Origin of the sequence: Wocania ichthyoenteri Th78 (assembly GCF_000789235.1) — a bacterium.
Classification (GTDB): domain Bacteria; phylum Bacteroidota; class Bacteroidia; order Flavobacteriales; family Flavobacteriaceae; genus Wocania_A; species Wocania_A ichthyoenteri.
On record NZ_KN525716.1, the window covers coordinates 3,134,785 to 3,152,542 of the forward strand.

Here is a 17,758-nt window from a genome sequence, read left to right on the forward strand (position 1 = left end):
TAGTATTGTAGGTATGTATTCTTTATTTGGTATGTTTTTTATTCTTGTTGTAAGCAGAAGTAATAATCTTTTCTAGAATTTCGATGTTTACATCAGCAAGTTTGTTTATATATAGACATATATTGCCTGTTTTATGTTTACCTAAATTATTTAATAATTCTTCCTGATTTTCAAAACCATTTAATACATACAAAACTAAATGTTGCTTTCTAGGCGAAAAGGAAGCCAAAGGTAGCTTTGTTTCCCGTCCACTTTCGTATTTGTGCACATAGCTCCCGAATCCAATTATAGAAGGACCCCATTTTATGGGTTTCATGTTTGTAATTTTATTCATCATTTCCACAATTACAAGTCCATCTTTTTGCCTTGTTTCATTTGGAACGGATTTTATGAATTCCATTACGTTGCTATTTGTTGGTTTCATTTCTTTATTCTCTAGATGTTTTTATATTACCTACAATAATCAACGAATATAAATTGTTGTTTAGAATTGTTTACATCCACCGTCAAACGAAATTAGCTAATTTTTCTAGCAAAGCCAAGTGGCAAAAATCAAAAGTAATCTACTTTTCAACCGCAGTCAACTCTGCAATTTTACAAATAACTTGCGTTGCTTTTATCATGCTTTCAACGGGTACATACTCGTAACGCCCATGAAAGTTATGCCCGCCAGCAAAAATATTCGGGCACGGTAATCCCATATAGCTTAACTGTGAACCATCGGTACCACCACGAATGGCTTTTATAAGCGGTTCGATATCTAATTGTTTCATGGCTTCTTCGGCAATATCTACAATATGCATTACAGGTTCTACCTTTTCTTTCATATTGTAATATTGATCTTTTATGTCTACAACAATAGCTTCTATTCCATATTGCGAGTTTAACTCAGCTGCTAATTTTTCAAATAATGCTTTTCTAGCTTCAAATTTCTCTTTATCGTGGTCGCGAATTATATATTCTAAAATAGTTTCTTCAACATCTCCATGGATATTATGTAAATGGAAAAACCCTTGATAGCCTTCAGTATGTTCGGGTGTTTCTAAACGTGGTAAGGAGTTAATAAATTCGGTAGCGATGTACATAGAATTTATCATTTTTCCTTTGGCATATCCTGGATGCACAATTTTTCCTTTAACTTTTACTTTAGCACTAGCAGCATTAAAATTTTCGTATTCTAATTCTCCTATTTGGCTACCATCCATAGTGTAAGCCCAATCTGCATCAAATTTTTCTACATCAAACTTATGTGCACCACGACCTATCTCTTCATCTGGCGTAAAACCAACTCGAATCTTTCCGTGTTTAATTTCTGGGTTCTTAATTAAGTATTCCATTGCCGAAACAATTTCGCAAATACCGGCTTTATCATCAGCACCTAAAAGGGTTGTGCCATCTGTAGTAATTAAAGTTTGTCCAATATATTGGCGTAAATCATCAAAATAATCTGGCGATAACACAATGTTTTCTTCTTTATTTAATAAGATGTCTCCACCATGATAATTTTCAAAAATTTGAGGTTTTACATTAGCACCAGTAAAATCTGGTGAGGTATCAAAATGAGAAATAAATCCAATAGTTGGTACATCATGTTCCACATTGCTTGGTAAGGTTGCCATAATATATGCGTTATCATCAATAGTAACATCGTACATACCAATGGCTTTTAATTCTTCGGCTAATTTATTGGCTAAATCCCACTGTTTTTTGGTGCTTGGTGTGGTGTTTGAATTCGGATCCGATTCAGTATCAATAGTGACGTAACTGATAAATCGTTTTATAATGTGTTCTTTTGAAATCATTTTATAATACTTGAGTGAGAAAATTAATAGCCCATTATGGGCTTAAAGTTACGACTTATAAGTTTTTTAGCTTTTTAAATTGCTCATTTTTTTAATTAGAAGTATTTTTGCATAAATAATACTGATGTACAAATTATTACTTCGTCCGCTATTCTTTTTATTCGACCCAGAAAAGATTCATTATTTTACGTTTTCATTAATAAAATTCACTTCTAAAATACCTGGATTTACTTCGATATTTAAAAGTTTATATGTTGTAAATGATAAGCGATTAGAACGAAAGTTATTCGGTTTAACCTTTAAAAACCCCGTGGGTTTAGCAGCAGGTTTCGATAAAAATGCGGTATTGTACAATGAGTTAGCAAACTTTGGATTTGGTTTCATTGAAATTGGTACGGTAACTCCAAAGACACAAGCTGGAAATCCTAAAAAGCGATTATTTCGATTAAAAGATGACCAAGGGATTATTAACCGCATGGGCTTTAATAATGAAGGTTTAGAAGCAGCAATTACTCAATTAAAAAAGAACAAAGGTAAACTGATTATTGGCGGAAATATTGGAAAAAACACCCAAACCAAACCAGAAGATTACACTAAAGATTATTTAGAATGTTTTAATGCCTTGCATCCTTTTGTTGATTATTTTGTGCTAAATGTAAGTTGCCCAAATGTTGGGAGTCATGCCAAATTGAATGATAAAGATTATTTAGAAGAATTGATAAATGCTGTACAAAACGCTAATAAAACTTTTAAAAAACAGAAACCCATTCTTTTAAAAATAGCACCAGATTTAAACAATAATCAATTAGATGAAATTATTCAATTGGTTGCCGATACTAAATTAGATGGCGTTATTGCAAGTAATACCTCGATGGATAGAAGCGGATTGAAAGCTTCTCAAAAACAACTGGAAAGCATTGGTAACGGGGGTTTAAGCGGGCAGCCTATAAAAGAAAAAAGTACACAAGTCATTAAATATCTTTCAGAAAAAAGTAATAAAGCGTTTCCCATTATTGGCGTTGGCGGTGTACATTCAGCTCAAGATGCTCTAGAAAAAATTAGTGCCGGAGCAGATTTAATTCAAGTTTATACAGGCTTTATCTACGAAGGCCCAAGTTTAATTAAAGGGATTAACAAAGCGATTTTAAAAGAAAGCTAAGTAGTTTGTTTATTTGATGATTTTTTTAAGAACTCTAGATTTGCCATCATTTAAAATAAGTAAGTAAGTCCCAGATGGTAAGTTGCTCATATCTATTGGCCGTTTTGATACTGTACCAGATAAAAATGTTTGACCCACTAAATTAGAAATGTTGTAGTTTGAAACTAATTCTGAATCATTAGTTTTTACATAAAGTAAGTCGTTTTTAACAGGATTTGGATATACTTTAAACGTTTCGTCTGATATTGGTGTATAAATCGTTTTAATAAAAACATCATCAATAGCAATATCGCCTTCCCAACTAGAACCTCTAATAGCTATAAATCTAACTTTTATAGTTTGATTGGTATACGAAGATAAATCGACAGATTTCGTTAAAAAAGCATCATTTTGATTGTTCTGTTGACTGCCAATTATAGCAGGAATAACATCGTTAATATAACCAGTTTCGGTTTTTAAATCCACATGTAATTCACCTATGCCACCTCCAAACATATGGTATGCAAATTCAAGTTCAGAGTTTTCTTTGTCAATAGTGAAACAAGGTGAAATGAATTCGGCAACATCACCAGGTTCGGCACCAGAAGCTTCAGCATAAATATATTTGCCTAAAATGTCGTTGTTAGTATTGTCGTTATTTGGACCCGTATTATCTGTATAAGTTTCACCAAAATTAGCATACCAATTATATCCGTTTTTTGATACATCGTTGGCTGTCCAACCATAATCTCCTGCTATTTCAAAACTATCAAAATTTTCATCTAACATATCTGGCTGCGTACCAACTTTAATGTATTTTGAGTAGATTTTACTTATAGATTTTGATTTGTTTGTAACCCTTAGTGTTACATCGTAAATTCCAGAATTATAAGTATGTACAGGGTTTTGTGTTGTGTAATCAATTATTCCATCAGAATCAATATCCCATTCCCATTTAGTAATATTTGAGCAATCGGTTTTAAAATGAACCGTTAAATTGTCTTCGCAAGTTTGACTTACATCTGTACTAAAATCGGCATTAAACGAAGGGCATGACAAATAGTTTTTAGTTGTTTGGTAAAAGGCATACATACGTGCCAATTGCTGCTGTGTAAAATGAGTTCTGCATCCTTTTTTTGAATACGACATCATATTCTGTGTATCTGGATTAAAAGTATCTCCGTGAGCATCAGTTTCTGTGCCAGTATATTTGCAAAAATTATTTACATTTTTATCTGTAAGTTTCGGGTCTGCTGGTGTATCGCAAATACCATCACCATCGGTATCGCAATTACTACCATCTACTAACTCAGTAGTTAAGGTTTCATTTTTTGGCCCGTGAGTATGCATTAATGAGAAAAAATGCCCCATTTCGTGTGCTAATGAAGAACCGTTAGTGGCGCAGTCATTTTTCATAACAATAACATCTTGTCTTGCAACATTATTGCTGTAACCACATATATTTTCGTCTGAAGTGTTTTTAATATAATCTGTAAAATAAATATTAATTAAACCCGCAACGTTATGCTTTTCGGTTAATGTGTTTTCGTCTTTTTTGTTAAAATGACACAACCTATCATCATCAATATAATTAATACCATCACATAAAAAAAACTCCATTAAGGCATCTTGATAAATTTCGTTTAGGTTAGAGATAGCATCATTAAGTTCAGGAATACTTAATCCTCCAGTTCCATTTGAATTTCTAATTATATGTGCTTTTACTGGGATTGCGTTTATGGTTTTTACAGGGATATCGCCTTTGCTTAATTTCGCATTTAAAAACTCTTGTTCAAAGGATTTAATCTGAGGTTTTATACTTTGAATATATTTTATAGATTCTGCAGAAGTTATGGTGCCGCAATTAGTTTCAGTATTTTGACTATACAGAACACTAGTGAATGTAAAACATACTAAACAAAAAAGAAATTTAATTCTTAAAGTGAAAATATTCATTGGGGCAAACATTTACTCAAATGTATATCTAATTGAATATTTTGTATAATAAAAACGTTTAAGCGTTATATTTTATCGGTTATGTATAATTATTAACTTAAAATCAGTTAATTACTAGTTTTTTAGTCATGCTTTTATTGGCAGATTTTAAACTTAAAAGATAAACCCCTTTGCTTAAATGAGACAAATCAATCTCTAGTTTTGATAGTCCTTTTTCAACTGGAATATCTTTTACTAATCGCCCCAAAATACTGTAGATTTTTGCAGATTTTAACTTGATATTTTTAATGTTTGAAAGTGTTACTTTTCCTTTCGTTGGATTCGGATAAATAGTAGCGTTTTCTAAAGCCTCAACAACATCATTACTTAAAGTAGAATCTATATAGTTAAAAGTAACTGTTCCTATTCTATGGCTCATGTTACTATTTATACCGTCAAATGGAGGCATATTAGATAGACTTGTAATAACACCTAGTGGGTTTGTTGCAGGATTACTTCCTGAATAACCACTTCCATCTTCTGTACCTGCATCATAAGGAAACACATCTACTGTAAAAGAAGTTTTCCAGCCATTATTTACGGCATTGTTACCTGACCTTAAATTTTCACTATTAATAGCAATAAACCAATCTGGACTAGGAGCAATCATTGAAGCAAGACTTACAAAAGGATAATCTGCGCTAACTTGAATATTTTTAGTAATAGTACCTTGTGCAGCATTTAATCCGCCACCTATTTCAAATTTATCAGCATCTGCATTAGCAGTAACCTCGCTTTGAAAAGCACTCGTGCTTCCTGTTTCTGCTATCGATTCAATGCCAGCAGAAGCAGCAGCTCCCATTTCTAATATAGAGTTTGCTGTTTGATGAGTGGCAATAGCTAATTGCGACCAATGTGCATTCCCTGGTAAGGGAATTGTACTAACACCATGTACTGGATCTCCAGCTGGAGTTTCCCAAAAACTTTCAAAAACAATGCTATAACTAGCAACACTTTGTGCGTAGCAATTAATAGAAATAAATAAACAAAAAAGTAAGCCTGTAAAAGAAGTAAAGTTTTTCATGAGTTTAATAGCTAGTGGATTTATAAAGATTTAAGTCTGATTTAATTACTATCCCTTACAAAATAATAGTATTTTTATCGTCGAATTTTTATTTGTTAAATGCCTAATAAAGTAAAAATAATTGAATGCCCTCGTGATGCTATGCAGGGTATAAAAGATTTTATTCCAACTGCGAGTAAAGTGCAGTATATACAATCGTTATTGCGTGTTGGGTTTGATACTATAGATTTTGGGAGCTTTGTATCACCAAAAGCTATTCCGCAAATGGTAGATACAGCCGAAGTTTTATCGCAATTAGATTTAAGTAAAACAATAAGTAAATTATTAGCTATTGTAGCCAACCAAAGAGGAGCAGAGAATGCTTCAGTTCATAAAGAAATTGATTATTTAGGCTATCCGTTTTCAATTTCCGAAAACTTTCAAATGCGTAACACCCATAAAACCATTTCGCAATCCGTCTTAATTTTAGAAGATATCTTAAATATTGCAGATAAGACTAATAAAGAAGTTGTGGTTTATATTTCTATGGGATTCGGTAATCCTTACGGCGATCCGTGGGATGTAAATATAGTAGGCGAGTGGACAGAGCGTTTAAGTAAAATGGGTGTGAAAATTCTATCGCTTAGTGATACTGTTGGCACATCGAATCCAGAAAGCATCAATTATTTATTTTCTAATTTAATACCGCAATACCAAGATATAGAATTCGGAGCACACTTGCATACGACACCAACTACTTGGTTCGAAAAAGTTGATGCTGCTTACAAGGCAGGATGTATGCGTTTTGATGGTGCCATACAAGGTTTTGGAGGTTGCCCAATGGCAAAAAACGAGTTAACCGGTAATATGCCAACCGAAAAGCTATTATCCTATTTTACTTCGCAAAAAAGTAATAATTTAAATGCGCTTAGTTTTGAGAGTGCTTACAATGAAGCTTCAAAAATATTTAATATATACCATTAATTTTGTTCTAATTATTTCATTTTCAGTTTATAAAGTAATCTTGTCTATTTTTATTTAAAATAATTCTAAATAAACTTGTATAATCTAACATTCAGTTTTATTTTTGCAATCGAAAATAACAACCTATTTATAATTAGTCTAAATAAAAACTGATGAAGAATACAATTACAATTTTAACATTATTAATAAGTGCTTTCACTTTCTCACAAACAGTAAGTCAAGATACGACTTCAACAAAAAACCAACAACAAAATGCAGCCCAAAACATTTTAAATGGTACAGCTTCAAAAGGTATTACTGTTGGAGGTTATGCACAAATAGATTACAATCAGCCAGAAGGCGCAAATGGTAAAATGGATGTACACCGTATGGTTATGCTTTTAGGTTATAAGTTTAACGATAAAGTTCAGTTTGTTACAGAAATTGAATACGAACACGTTAAGGAAGTGTATATCGAGCAAGCTTTTTTAAACTATAGTTTAAACGATAATGTAAATATTCGTGGTGGTTTAATGCTAGTGCCAATGGGTATTGTAAACGAATATCATGAGCCAACAACTTATAATGGTGTTGAGCGACCTAATGTAGATAAAAGCATTGTACCATCAACATGGAGAGAAATTGGTGTAGGTGTAACTGGTAAGTTTAACGACGCTAATCTACGTTATCAAGCCTATGTTTTTAACGGATTTACATCATTAAACGGTACTAAAGCTTTAGGTGGAAGTAACGGTTTGCGTAATGGCCGCCAAAAAGGAGCAGAATCTACAATTAATACACCAAACTTATCTGCTAAAGTAGACTATTACGGACTTCCTGGGTTGCGTTTAGGGCTTTCTGGTTATTTTGGAAGAACCCAAGCTGAAGATGATGTAGATATGATTGATGGTTCAGATGTTGGAATATCAATGTTTGGTTTAGATGCTAGATACATTAACAAGCGTTTCTCGGCAAGAGGTCAATATATTCACGCATTAATTAGTGATGCTACTGCATATAACAACTTAAATAGTGCCAATTTAGGGAGTGAACTTAAAGGATGGTATGCCGAGGCTGCTTACAATTTATTGCCACTATCTAATACTCAAAAACTAGATGCTTTTGTACGTTACGAAATGTACGATACACACGCCGCAACCCAAGATGCAGGCATTACAAGAAACTTAGGTTATAACAGAAACGAGTGGACAACTGGTTTAAGTTATCATGTTGCGCCAGGCGCTGTAGTAAAGGCAGATTATCAAATTTTCGATAATGACGCTATTGGCAATGAGTCTAAAGGGCAGCTAAACTTTGGGTTAGGGGTTTGGTTCTAAAAAAATAATTTGGGCGTTACCACAACCCTTCGACTCCGCTCAGGGCAAGTGGTCGGGCTTTTACTACTCGCTTCCTCCTACGTCGGCGAGCTCAAACAGACCGTTCAATCCCTAACGCGGTCAAGCACAGTGGTTACTCACCAAACCTAAATTTGGTGGTTAACCATTTGGCTTGTAAAACAAATAAAAAAGAATACTTTTGCAATATGAATTTTAAACACATTTCATTATTATTAATAGCATTTTTTTTAATGGCTTTTGGACTTCCAAAAAATATTCAAAAAAAAGTAGATAAAGAAATTAAAGATGTTTTTAATATCGAAACGTTTTTGTTTAACACCAAAATAATTCCTTCAGAAATTGCAAAAAAACTACCTTCTAAATTTGGAGATAATAACTTATTCAAAATAGAATCAAATAGCAAATTTTTAGGATACGCCTACGTTTCAAAAGCACCAAGTAAAACTGATGAGTTTGATTATTTAGTATTATTAGATAAAAATTTAGTGGTTTTAAAAGCCAAAGTATTAGTATATCGAGAAGATTACGGTGGAGAAATTGGTAGTAAACGTTGGTTAAAACAATTTACAGGTAAAACCCAGCAAGACGCTTTACGTTATGGCGATAATATAGTCGCTATTTCTGGAGCAACTATTTCGGTGCGTGCTATGACTAATGCTATGAACGATTTATTAAAATCGTTAAAAATCCTTCACTCAAAAAACATATTGTAAATGCAGCTAAACGGATTAATATTTACGCTTCCTAAAGAGATTAAATTATTAATCGGTGCTTTTATAATTGTACTAAGTATTGGGTTTTATACAGGTTTATTATTTGTTGGAGAAACCTCTTCAGCAAATCCAAATGGTATAGAAGAACAATATTTGGGAAACGAAAATGATGAAAATGCCACAGTAATGCGTTTTAAAAAAAGCGATAAAGAAATGCTTACATTGGTACATAATCATATTTTATCAATGTCTATTATTTTCTTTTTGGTAGGGCTTTTAGTTTCCATAACTAAGCTGAATAGAACCTTTAAACTATTTTTAATTGTAGAGCCATTTGTATCTGTTGTACTTACTTTTGGCGGACTTTATTTATTATGGAAAGGTATGCTTTGGATGAAGTATATTGTTATGTTTTCTGGTATATTAATGACGCTTACTTTTTCGCTCTCGGTATTAATTATACTAAAACAATTACTTCAAAAAAGATAGCTTCAAATATATTTTCTCGTACTTTTATCAAGACATGAGATGGATTTTAATTTTTGCCTTTATTCTTTTTAATAATTCGGTTTCAGCCAAAGAATGGCGAAACCTAAGAACCTACCAAAACACCACTTTAAAACAAAACCTATCTCCATCCGATTGGTTAAAATCTGACCGACTAAAAAACACAATGGTTTGGCAGCTCGCTAATGAATATAATTTAACTAACAATTTACCAGATGAGTATTATAAAATAAATGAACGAAAGGATTTTTACAAATGGTTGTATCAAGAACTCGATAAAAAAGGGCATGAAGTGGTTTGGGTAAAAATGGCACATTATATTTCTACTAAATTGCGCAAAATGGAGTCTTTTCCATATTCATTATTTTTAAATATAAAGATTTTAGAATATGCTAATTCGGGCAGTAAACAGGTTTTTAATAAAGCCTTTGTGGAGTTAAATTCAATTTACAAATCAAATAGAATTTATAAAGGAAATCTAGCCATAAAATGGGATGAAAACATGTTATACAAAGAGCAGTATAAATGGATTGATGGTATTTATAAAACTATGGATAAAAGCAGTTTAAAGAAAATACAACGCATCGCAAAGGGAACATTTTTATACGGACTGGTTGTGCCTAAAGCAATTCGGTTTAAAGGCAATCTTTCAAATGCTGAGGCACGATATAATTATGCCTTTAATTACCTTAGAGTATATTGCGAAAACAGATATAAATAATTAACAATTACTTTATATAAATATTGTATATTTGCACGCAATTATAACGTAATTGCACAATGACTTCACATCAAAACAAATTAGTAGGAGAAGGTTTAACTTACGACGACGTACTTTTAGTTCCAGCATTCTCAGAAGTACTTCCGCGCGAAGTTAATATTCAAACAAAATTTACACGTAACATTACCATTAATGTCCCTATTATTTCGGCAGCCATGGATACCGTTACAGAAAGTAAAATGGCAATAGCAATGGCGCAAGAAGGTGGTATTGGTGTGTTACATAAAAACATGACTATTGAGGCTCAAGCTTTAAAAGTTAGAAAGGTTAAGCGTGCAGAAAGTGGTATGATTATAGATCCAGTAACGTTGCCACTTACCGCTAAAGTTAGTGATGCTAAACAATATATGGCAGAGTATGGTATTGGAGGTATTCCTATTGTTACTGAGGATGGCACATTAAAAGGGATTGTAACTAATCGCGATTTACGTTTTGAGCATGATAATGCTAGACCAATTGTTGAAGTTATGACAAGCGAAAATCTAGTAACATCTTCTATTGGAACCTCATTACAAGATGCCGAAAAAATTCTTCAACAACATAAAATCGAAAAGTTGCTTATTGTTGATGATAGTTTTAAACTTTCTGGGTTAATAACCTTTAGAGATATTACAAAAGTTACCCAAAAACCTATAGCAAATAAAGATGAATATGGGCGTTTACGTGTGGCTGCTGCTATTGGTGTTACTGGTGATGCTGTAGATAGAGCAGAAGCTTTAGTTAATGCAGGTGTAGATGCTGTGGTTATTGATACCGCTCACGGACATACAAAAGGAGTGGTAACCGTTTTAAAAGAAATAAAATCTAAATTCCCAGAACTTGAAGTTATTGTTGGAAACATTGCAACAGGTGCTGCTGCTAAATATTTAGTTGAGGCTGGCGCAGATGCGGTAAAAGTTGGTATTGGCCCAGGTTCAATCTGTACAACACGTGTGGTTGCAGGTGTTGGTTTTCCACAGTTTTCTGCAGTATTAGAAGTTGCCGAAGCTATAAAAGGAACAGGTGTTCCGGTAATAGCAGATGGTGGAATTCGTTATACAGGTGATATTCCAAAAGCTATTGCAGCTGGAGCAGATACAGTGATGTTAGGTTCGCTTTTAGCAGGTACTAAAGAATCTCCAGGAGAAACTATTATTTACGAAGGAAGAAAGTTTAAGTCGTATCGTGGTATGGGGTCTGTTGAAGCTATGAAACAAGGTAGTAAAGATCGTTATTTTCAAGATGTTGAAGACGACATTAAAAAATTAGTACCTGAGGGTATTGTTGGTCGTGTACCTTATAAAGGCGATTTATACGAAAGTATTCACCAGTTTATAGGTGGTTTACGTGCAGGTATGGGCTATTGTGGAGCTAAAGATATTGCGACTCTAAAAGAAACTGGACAGTTTGTAAAAATTACAGCTAGTGGTATTAATGAAAGTCATCCACACGATGTAACTATTACTAAAGAATCTCCTAATTACTCGAGATAATTTCTAAGGGTTCGTTTAGTGGTTTTGTATATAAATAATAGCGATTTGAATTTAAATTCAAATCGCTATTATTTATTAATCTTGTTTGTAACCTTATTTACTTACTTTGTAGTTTCCGGGAGTAAATTCAAAAGTTTTCATTAGTCTATTCCAAGTATTACTTTGAGATATAGTCAGTGTTAAATAGCAAATTTCTTCTTTAGAAAAGTAACTAGTCAAATTATCAAATAATTCTTGAGAAATTGGACTACTTTTTAGTTTTGTTAATGTGTCAGTAAATAACAAAACAAGTCTCTCTTTTTCTGAGAAATAAGGCGTTTCTTCCCAAACACATAAAGAAGATAATCTTAGTTCCGTTTCTTCAAAATGTTTCAACTCTTTGTAGTGCATATCTACACAGTAGGCACATCCATTCATTTGAGCAGTTCTTAATCTTATCATTTCTATCAATTTTCTATCTAAAGTAGAATTGATAATTGAGTCTTCAATAGTTCTTAAGTTTTCAAACATTCCATTTGGGATGTCTTGATAGGTAATTCGTTCCATAATTTTATTGTTTAATGATTTATGAAGCAAATTTATTGTGTCTCGTTACTGTAATGATTAAGGTATCTTAAGAAATGAAATTTTTAATTTTTTCTCAGTTCGCTTAAATATTCAGGAGTGATTTCTAGGTAGGATGCTATCATATATTGTGGAACTCTTTGAATGAAGTTTGGGAAATGTTTTACTAAATCATTATATCTATTTTTACTTTTCATTTGTAAATAAATATCATTTTTACGTTGAATAGCAATCAACATATTTTCAGTAATAATTCTGAACAGTCTTTCGAGTTTAGGAATAGAAATGTAGAGTTTTTCTAATTCCTTCTTATCAATTATCAATATTTCAGTTTTCTCAAGTGCTTGAATAGATATAGTAGAGGGCGTTTTTTTTATAAAACTTTCCAAATTTGTTACCCACCAATTTTCAATGGCGAATTGAGTTATTTTTTCATTGCCTTTGTTGTCAATATAAAATGAGCGAACTAAGCCACTTACAATAAAATATTTACTGTTGCATATTTTTCCTTCTTGAAGAATGTAATCTTTCTTTTGAAATAATTTTGGTGTTAATTTCGAAAATATTTCATCTATTTCAGCATCACTAAATTTAACATATCGATTGAAATATGCTTTGATTTGGTCTTTCATTTAGGATGGTTTTTTATTGTTTTTATGCAAAGATAAAGTTCCGCTTTAATGAACTTTATTGGATGTTAAATGAAGTTATAAGCTTTTTTCTTATAAAGTCAAATAGTTATTACGACAATTTTTAAATATATAATATAAACTTTATCAAAAAGTAACACGAATACTTACATTTGGTGTAATGCCTAAAGAGTGGTTTTCAACTTTATTAATCATATTATCAGCATCTAAAGAGTAGTAAGTGTTAATTATGTTTTTTTGATTAAAAATATTCCAAACCGAAGCACCAACAACAGCTCGCGATCTGTTAAAAATATTAAACGAGTAAGTTGTAGAACAATCTGCGCGTAAATAATTGTCTAAATTACTACCGTTTGGTGTGGTATAAGTAATGGTGTTATCGTCCGGATCATCATTTGCATAATCAGGCAATGTTGTAGGTTTTCCAGAGCGCCAATTTAACCCTAACGCAAATTTAATGTCATTATACGTATACACTCCAGAAAGTGCTAAAGCATGACGAATATCAGCATTGTTAGGAAATGAAATACCGCTATTCAAATCAGGAAAGGTATAATCGTTTTTGCTGTAAGAATAGCTTAACCATGTGCTAAAAACATTATTAAATTGTTTGTTTACCAAAAAATCAACGCCTTTAATTTGGTAACTTCCAACACTGTTTACAAACTGATATTGGTTTTGAAATCCTTGACTACGAGTACTAATACCATTAACTTTTTTAAGATAGCCTTCAGCGCTAATCATCAATTTGTTTTTGTTATAATGCAAACCAACTGAAGCTTGTTTACTTTTTATAATAGGAACAGGTTGAATATTTTTATTGTTAATAGTAATAACCTCGGGGTTATTATTCGATAAAATCCATCGTCTGTTTTCAATCCCTAAAAAATCGTTTTGTAAATCGATAATTTGAGATGTGGTTTGGCTTTTAAGTTCGCTCAATAATTCAAATCTAAAATTGTTTAAAAACCGCTGACTAAAACTTAAACGCGGTTCATTTATAGTCATGTTGAATTTCGGAAAATGGTTTATTCTATTCCCAAATTTCAAATTGGTTTTTGCATCGTTTGATAAAAAAGCAGCTTCGGCATAAAGTGAATGACTCCGCACAACATCTCTTATAAAGCTTCTAAAAATCGGATTATTTACATCTTCAAGGTTACTAATCCCAACTTCGGTAAATTGATAGCCTCCATTTAGTTTTAACTGATTATTGTGGTTGTAATTAATATCTAATTTTGCCGAACCATCAACGACTTCATTTTTTTGAATTAATCGTTGGTTGTTTATTATATCGAAATTAATAGCGTCTAAATCATAATTAGTAACATATACTTGCGCAGTGGTTGAAAGTTTTGAAGTCCAACCTCTGGTGTAGCTTAATCCTAATGCAGAATTACGTTGCGACAATTTGCTGTTTAAAGCTTCGTTTCTGTCATTAATATTGGCTAGTTCTTCATAATTTAATTTGTTGTTTGCGTTTAAAAAGTGAAACCGAATTTTATCTTTTTTAGTAATGTCATATAGAAATTTTGCAGTAATATCGTAGAAATAGAACTGTTCGTTTTTGTCAATAGCTTCATCATCTTGATTAAAATTGGTTAAATCTGAATCTTGAAAAACACGTTTTTTATAAAGATTGTAAGTTGGTGTGGTAATCAAATCTGTTACCGAACGACGCATGGAAATTTGCAATTCGGTATTATACGATAAAGGAATTTTAGCAAAAACATCGGCATTAATTAAATTAAATCCACCGCCAGCTTTAAACACATTGTCAATATCATTGGGTAATTGCATATCGATAATACTAGAAATACCATCGCCATATTTGGCGCGTGTTCCGTTTTTTGAAACGTTTACTTGTTTTGTGGTGTATGGATTGAATGCTGAAATTAATCCAAAAAAATGTCCAGATTGATACATTTTAATACCATCCCAAAGCAGCAAGTTTTGGTCGTGCGTACCTCCTCGAATATTAATATTCGACACGGTTTCGTCAATACTTAAAACTCCTGGAAGCGATTGAATGGTTTGTAAAACATCAGGTTCAATTAAACCTGGAAGAATACCAAAAGTTTCTGGTTTTATGGTAATGGAGCCATCGTTTAATTTTGTAATCCCTGTGGTTAGATAGTTGGTTATTATGACTTCGTCGAGTTTTTGAATGTTGTTTTGCAGACTTAACGGTTTATTAATTTTAATGGCGACAAATCGATTGTCTAACAATTCAAAATCTAGCTTCGTTTCATCTTTAAGAACATCTAAAACTTCAATTAAAGTTAAATTTTCATCTGGAATTGTTGCTTTTTTATTATGAATGGTCGCATCAGCATAAGAAAAACTAATGTTATAGCGGGTTTCAATAATTTTTAAAACGACAGTAAGTGGGTGCTTTTCTTTTTGAATAGTTTGAGAACTTAAATCCAAAACATTCAAAAAAAACAATAGTATAAAGATAGAACCTGTACCTTTTCTACTCACGTTTTAATGTTATAGTATTGTTGGTTTTACTATGGGTTAAGTGTAAAGGTAAGGTAATAGATTCAATTGCAGTATCTAAACTATCGTGTGGAAAACCACCTGTAAATAGTTGATTGGTATCAACATTTGTTACATCAAAAGTAACGTTGTATTGTCTTTCAAATTCTGCAATAACTTCTTTAAAAGGTAAACTTTTAAATTGGCTTTCGTTATTTAACCACGAAGGTGTTGTACGGTTTTCTTTTTCTTTAACAATAATTTTCCCATCGATAATTAAAAAACGGTCTCCCAGTTTTAATTTTGTTTCTTGAGAATTGTGCGTTACGCCAACTAATCCTTCGTAGCAAATAACCTCAAAATAATTGTCCCGTTGTTTTACATTAAATTGAGTACCATAAACCGTAACGGTTCCTGATTTTGTAATAACTTTAAATGAAGAGCCTTTGGCAACTTTAAAAAAAGCTTCGCCATTAAGTTCTACTTCGCGCTCGTGTTTCCAATTGTTTTTATTAAATGCTAACAACGATTTTGCATTAAGTGAAACACTAGAAGCGTCTGGTAATTCTATAGTCGTTTTTTGGGCAAATTTAGTAGTAATCGTCGTGTCTAAAGTGGTTGTGTAATAGTATAAACTAAAACAAACAGCAAGTATTGCAGCAACACGCATTAATGGTTTTACCCAATGTATAGTCTGCTTTTTAGAGCGTTTAATTTTAGATAATACGGTTTCTAATTCGGTAGACGTATTAAAATTATCAGCCTTAAAAGCTTGCACGCTGTTATTTAACTTTACTAAATCATCGTAATCTTCAAGGTTTTTAAACGCTTCAAGTTCCTGATCATTTAGATTGTTATTTAACCATTTCGATATTAAAATTTCTTTGTCCATAATTCTTATACAACTATATAACAGTTAACTTTTATTTTTTCCTACCCTTGGAGTGATTTTTTTTAAATTAATATTTACTTCCCAAGTTTTAATATTCTTATAGCGCCTTGAACTACTAAAATAAAAACGATAGTTCCAATGATCAAGTCAGGTTTATTCGAATTAAGCCAGTTGACTAATAATCCAGCAGAAATAACACCTAAATTGATAATGATGTCATTTGAGGTGAAAATCATACTTGCCCTCATATGTGCTTCTTTTTTGCTTTTAGATTTTTGGAGAAGGTAAAGGCAAACACTATTTGCTATTAAAGCTAAAAAGGAAATAATAATCATGGTAGAAAAGTTGGGAAGATTTTCTGTGCCAAAAAAGCGCCTTAGTACTTCCAAAAAACCGATAATGGCAAGCGTTATTTGAAAATAACCTGCAAGTTTTACTACACGCTTTTTTGTTGATAATGTTCTGCCAACTGCTAAAAGGCTTAACCCATATACGAATGAATCAGCAAGCATGTCTAAACTATCTGCAACAAGTCCCATTGACTTGGAAATGATTCCAGTTGTCATTTCTAAAAGGAAAAACAAGAAGTTTATAGATAAAACAGCCCAAAGTAGTTTTCTTTGGTTAGAATTTTCTATAAATTCAATTTGTTCACTGTGTTCGGTTTTTAATTTTTTTTCGCCTAAGTTTAATTGGGCTATAGATTTTTCAATTTGGTCAATTTTCCCAATATGAAAAACTGTTAATATTCGGTTAGGAATGTCAAATTCCAAATTTTTAATACTAGAAATTCCTTCTAATTTCATTCGAATTAAATTTTCTTCAGAAGGACAATCCATTTTATTGATTTGAAATAACGTTTTTTTCATCATCACAACTCCTTAATATCCTCCCTCAATTTCGCCAAAGCACCATAAATCCGTTTTTCAACCGCTTTGGTCGATATGTCTAAAAGCTCTGCAATTTCTTTAAAACGTTTTCCTTCAACTCTATTCATCATAAAAGCAACACGTTGTGATTCGGTTAAATTTGCTAAGGCTTTTTGTAACTTGTCATTATACTCAGTTTCCTGCATTAAAAACTCAGGGCTTTCGTTAGTAGACATTTTCGGTTTCGTTTGCTGGTATTTTAGCACTACTTTTTGGTGTGCCGCTTCATTCAACATTAAATTATTGGCGGTAGTAAATAAAAAACTTTTGGCTTTGTCTGGAGAAATCTTCGCGCAGTTTTGCCATAACTTTATAAAAGCTTCTTGCGTTTTGTCTTTTGGGTTTAGCAACTCGCCAAACTTATAGTATAAAAAGTTGTGTAAATCTTTAGCGTGTTTATTAAATATGGAAGAAAAAATACGTTCCTCGCAAATATTATCGTGTAATTGTTTCTCCATTGTAATTAGCTGTTAATACTACTAAAATAAGCTTTTTTAGAGTTTATAATTT

17 protein-coding genes are annotated in these 17,758 nt (G+C 32.2%); 7 read left to right on the forward strand and 10 right to left on the reverse strand.

What is annotated here, in order from left to right; translation table 11 throughout:
- Positions 1 to 22: 22 nt before the first annotated feature.
- Positions 23 to 424, reverse strand: coding sequence for a DUF1801 domain-containing protein (locus tag RG22_RS13720; protein WP_034044276.1), 402 nt, complete (start codon positions 422 to 424; stop codon positions 23 to 25).
- A 139-nt stretch (positions 425 to 563) separates the two neighbouring features.
- Positions 564 to 1,802 carry a peptidase T gene (pepT, locus tag RG22_RS13725; protein ID WP_034044278.1) on the reverse strand — a complete coding sequence of 413 codons (1,239 nt, stop codon included), beginning with the start codon at positions 1,800 to 1,802 and terminating at the stop codon, positions 564 to 566.
- A gap of 124 nt (positions 1,803 to 1,926) precedes the next feature.
- Here pepT and RG22_RS13730 point away from each other — a divergent pair, with 124 nt between their 5' ends.
- Positions 1,927 to 2,961: a quinone-dependent dihydroorotate dehydrogenase gene (locus tag RG22_RS13730; RefSeq protein WP_034044279.1), complete on the forward strand. Its 1,035-nt coding sequence runs from the start codon at positions 1,927 to 1,929 to the stop codon at positions 2,959 to 2,961.
- A gap of 9 nt (positions 2,962 to 2,970) precedes the next feature.
- Here the strand turns inward: RG22_RS13730 and RG22_RS13735 are convergent, their stop codons facing one another.
- Both RG22_RS13735 and RG22_RS13740 read right to left on the reverse strand, forming a co-directional pair.
- Positions 2,971 to 4,896 (reverse strand): M43 family zinc metalloprotease, encoded by a 1,926-nt coding sequence (locus RG22_RS13735; protein ID WP_162183653.1) that lies wholly within the window; start codon positions 4,894 to 4,896, stop codon positions 2,971 to 2,973.
- 103 nt (positions 4,897 to 4,999) lie between these two features.
- Positions 5,000 to 5,959: a T9SS type A sorting domain-containing protein gene (locus tag RG22_RS13740; RefSeq protein ID WP_034044284.1), complete on the reverse strand. Its 960-nt coding sequence runs from the start codon at positions 5,957 to 5,959 to the stop codon at positions 5,000 to 5,002.
- Between the two features lie 99 nt (positions 5,960 to 6,058).
- Between RG22_RS13740 and RG22_RS13745 the strand changes: the two genes are divergently transcribed.
- The 6 genes from RG22_RS13745 (at position 6,059) to guaB (ending at position 11,732) form a co-directional block, all read left to right on the forward strand.
- Positions 6,059 to 6,922: a hydroxymethylglutaryl-CoA lyase gene (locus tag RG22_RS13745; protein WP_034044286.1), complete on the forward strand. Its 864-nt coding sequence runs from the start codon at positions 6,059 to 6,061 to the stop codon at positions 6,920 to 6,922.
- Positions 6,923 to 7,074: 152 nt separating this feature from the next.
- Positions 7,075 to 8,238, forward strand: a complete 1,164-nt coding sequence (locus RG22_RS13750; RefSeq protein ID WP_034044289.1) for a porin family protein — start codon at positions 7,075 to 7,077, stop codon at positions 8,236 to 8,238.
- A gap of 206 nt (positions 8,239 to 8,444) precedes the next feature.
- Positions 8,445 to 8,972: an FMN-binding protein gene (locus RG22_RS13755; protein ID WP_034044290.1), complete on the forward strand. Its 528-nt coding sequence runs from the start codon at positions 8,445 to 8,447 to the stop codon at positions 8,970 to 8,972.
- A complete protein-coding gene (locus RG22_RS13760) occupies positions 8,973 to 9,461 on the forward strand; it encodes a hypothetical protein (protein ID WP_034044291.1) in 489 nt (162 codons plus the stop codon).
- Between the two features lie 34 nt (positions 9,462 to 9,495).
- Positions 9,496 to 10,200: a hypothetical protein gene (locus RG22_RS13765; RefSeq protein WP_034044293.1), complete on the forward strand. Its 705-nt coding sequence runs from the start codon at positions 9,496 to 9,498 to the stop codon at positions 10,198 to 10,200.
- Between the two features lie 59 nt (positions 10,201 to 10,259).
- A complete protein-coding gene (guaB, locus tag RG22_RS13770; RefSeq protein ID WP_034044295.1) occupies positions 10,260 to 11,732 on the forward strand; it encodes an IMP dehydrogenase in 1,473 nt (490 codons plus the stop codon).
- A gap of 93 nt (positions 11,733 to 11,825) precedes the next feature.
- Here the strand turns inward: guaB and RG22_RS13775 are convergent, their stop codons facing one another.
- The 6 genes from RG22_RS13775 to RG22_RS13800 form a co-directional block, all read right to left on the reverse strand.
- The gene (locus RG22_RS13775; RefSeq protein ID WP_052143750.1) at positions 11,826 to 12,278 is read right to left on the reverse strand and encodes a carboxymuconolactone decarboxylase family protein; all 453 of its coding nucleotides are present in this window, start codon (positions 12,276 to 12,278) and stop codon (positions 11,826 to 11,828) included.
- Between the two features lie 83 nt (positions 12,279 to 12,361).
- Entirely contained in the window at positions 12,362 to 12,928 is a 567-nt protein-coding gene (locus RG22_RS13780; RefSeq protein ID WP_034044296.1) for a Crp/Fnr family transcriptional regulator, read from the reverse strand.
- A 144-nt stretch (positions 12,929 to 13,072) separates the two neighbouring features.
- The gene (locus RG22_RS13785; RefSeq protein WP_244462152.1) at positions 13,073 to 15,430 is read right to left on the reverse strand and encodes a TonB-dependent receptor plug domain-containing protein; all 2,358 of its coding nucleotides are present in this window, start codon (positions 15,428 to 15,430) and stop codon (positions 13,073 to 13,075) included.
- Positions 15,423 to 16,319 (reverse strand): FecR family protein, encoded by an 897-nt coding sequence (locus RG22_RS13790; protein WP_034044297.1) that lies wholly within the window; start codon positions 16,317 to 16,319, stop codon positions 15,423 to 15,425. The genes RG22_RS13785 and RG22_RS13790 overlap by 8 nt, the downstream gene beginning before the upstream one ends.
- 74 nt (positions 16,320 to 16,393) lie before the next feature.
- The gene (locus tag RG22_RS13795; protein WP_034044298.1) at positions 16,394 to 17,188 is read right to left on the reverse strand and encodes a cation efflux transmembrane domain-containing protein; all 795 of its coding nucleotides are present in this window, start codon (positions 17,186 to 17,188) and stop codon (positions 16,394 to 16,396) included.
- 2 nt (positions 17,189 to 17,190) lie between these two features.
- Complete coding sequence (locus RG22_RS13800) at positions 17,191 to 17,706, reverse strand: RNA polymerase sigma factor (RefSeq protein WP_034044300.1); 516 nt, start codon at positions 17,704 to 17,706, stop codon at positions 17,191 to 17,193.
- Between the last annotated feature and the right edge of the window lie 52 nt (positions 17,707 to 17,758).

Bases quoted from the DNA above. Each gene is read 5' to 3' on its own strand.
- RG22_RS13720 (WP_034044276.1), bottom strand. From the start codon at position 424: ATGAAACCAACAAATAGCAACGTAATGGAATTCATAAAATCCGTTCCA.
- pepT (WP_034044278.1), bottom strand. From the start codon at position 1,802: ATGATTTCAAAAGAACACATTATAAAACGATTTATCAGTTACGTCACT.
- RG22_RS13730 (WP_034044279.1), top strand. From the start codon at position 1,927: ATGTACAAATTATTACTTCGTCCGCTATTCTTTTTATTCGACCCAGAA.
- RG22_RS13735 (WP_162183653.1), bottom strand. From the start codon at position 4,896: ATGAATATTTTCACTTTAAGAATTAAATTTCTTTTTTGTTTAGTATGT.
- RG22_RS13740 (WP_034044284.1), bottom strand. From the start codon at position 5,959: ATGAAAAACTTTACTTCTTTTACAGGCTTACTTTTTTGTTTATTTATT.
- RG22_RS13745 (WP_034044286.1), top strand. From the start codon at position 6,059: ATGCCTAATAAAGTAAAAATAATTGAATGCCCTCGTGATGCTATGCAG.
- RG22_RS13750 (WP_034044289.1), top strand. From the start codon at position 7,075: ATGAAGAATACAATTACAATTTTAACATTATTAATAAGTGCTTTCACT.
- RG22_RS13755 (WP_034044290.1), top strand. From the start codon at position 8,445: ATGAATTTTAAACACATTTCATTATTATTAATAGCATTTTTTTTAATG.
- RG22_RS13760 (WP_034044291.1), top strand. From the start codon at position 8,973: ATGCAGCTAAACGGATTAATATTTACGCTTCCTAAAGAGATTAAATTA.
- RG22_RS13765 (WP_034044293.1), top strand. From the start codon at position 9,496: ATGAGATGGATTTTAATTTTTGCCTTTATTCTTTTTAATAATTCGGTT.
- guaB (WP_034044295.1), top strand. From the start codon at position 10,260: ATGACTTCACATCAAAACAAATTAGTAGGAGAAGGTTTAACTTACGAC.
- RG22_RS13775 (WP_052143750.1), bottom strand. From the start codon at position 12,278: ATGGAACGAATTACCTATCAAGACATCCCAAATGGAATGTTTGAAAAC.
- RG22_RS13780 (WP_034044296.1), bottom strand. From the start codon at position 12,928: ATGAAAGACCAAATCAAAGCATATTTCAATCGATATGTTAAATTTAGT.
- RG22_RS13790 (WP_034044297.1), bottom strand. From the start codon at position 16,319: ATGGACAAAGAAATTTTAATATCGAAATGGTTAAATAACAATCTAAAT.
- RG22_RS13795 (WP_034044298.1), bottom strand. From the start codon at position 17,188: ATGAAAAAAACGTTATTTCAAATCAATAAAATGGATTGTCCTTCTGAA.
- RG22_RS13800 (WP_034044300.1), bottom strand. From the start codon at position 17,706: ATGGAGAAACAATTACACGATAATATTTGCGAGGAACGTATTTTTTCT.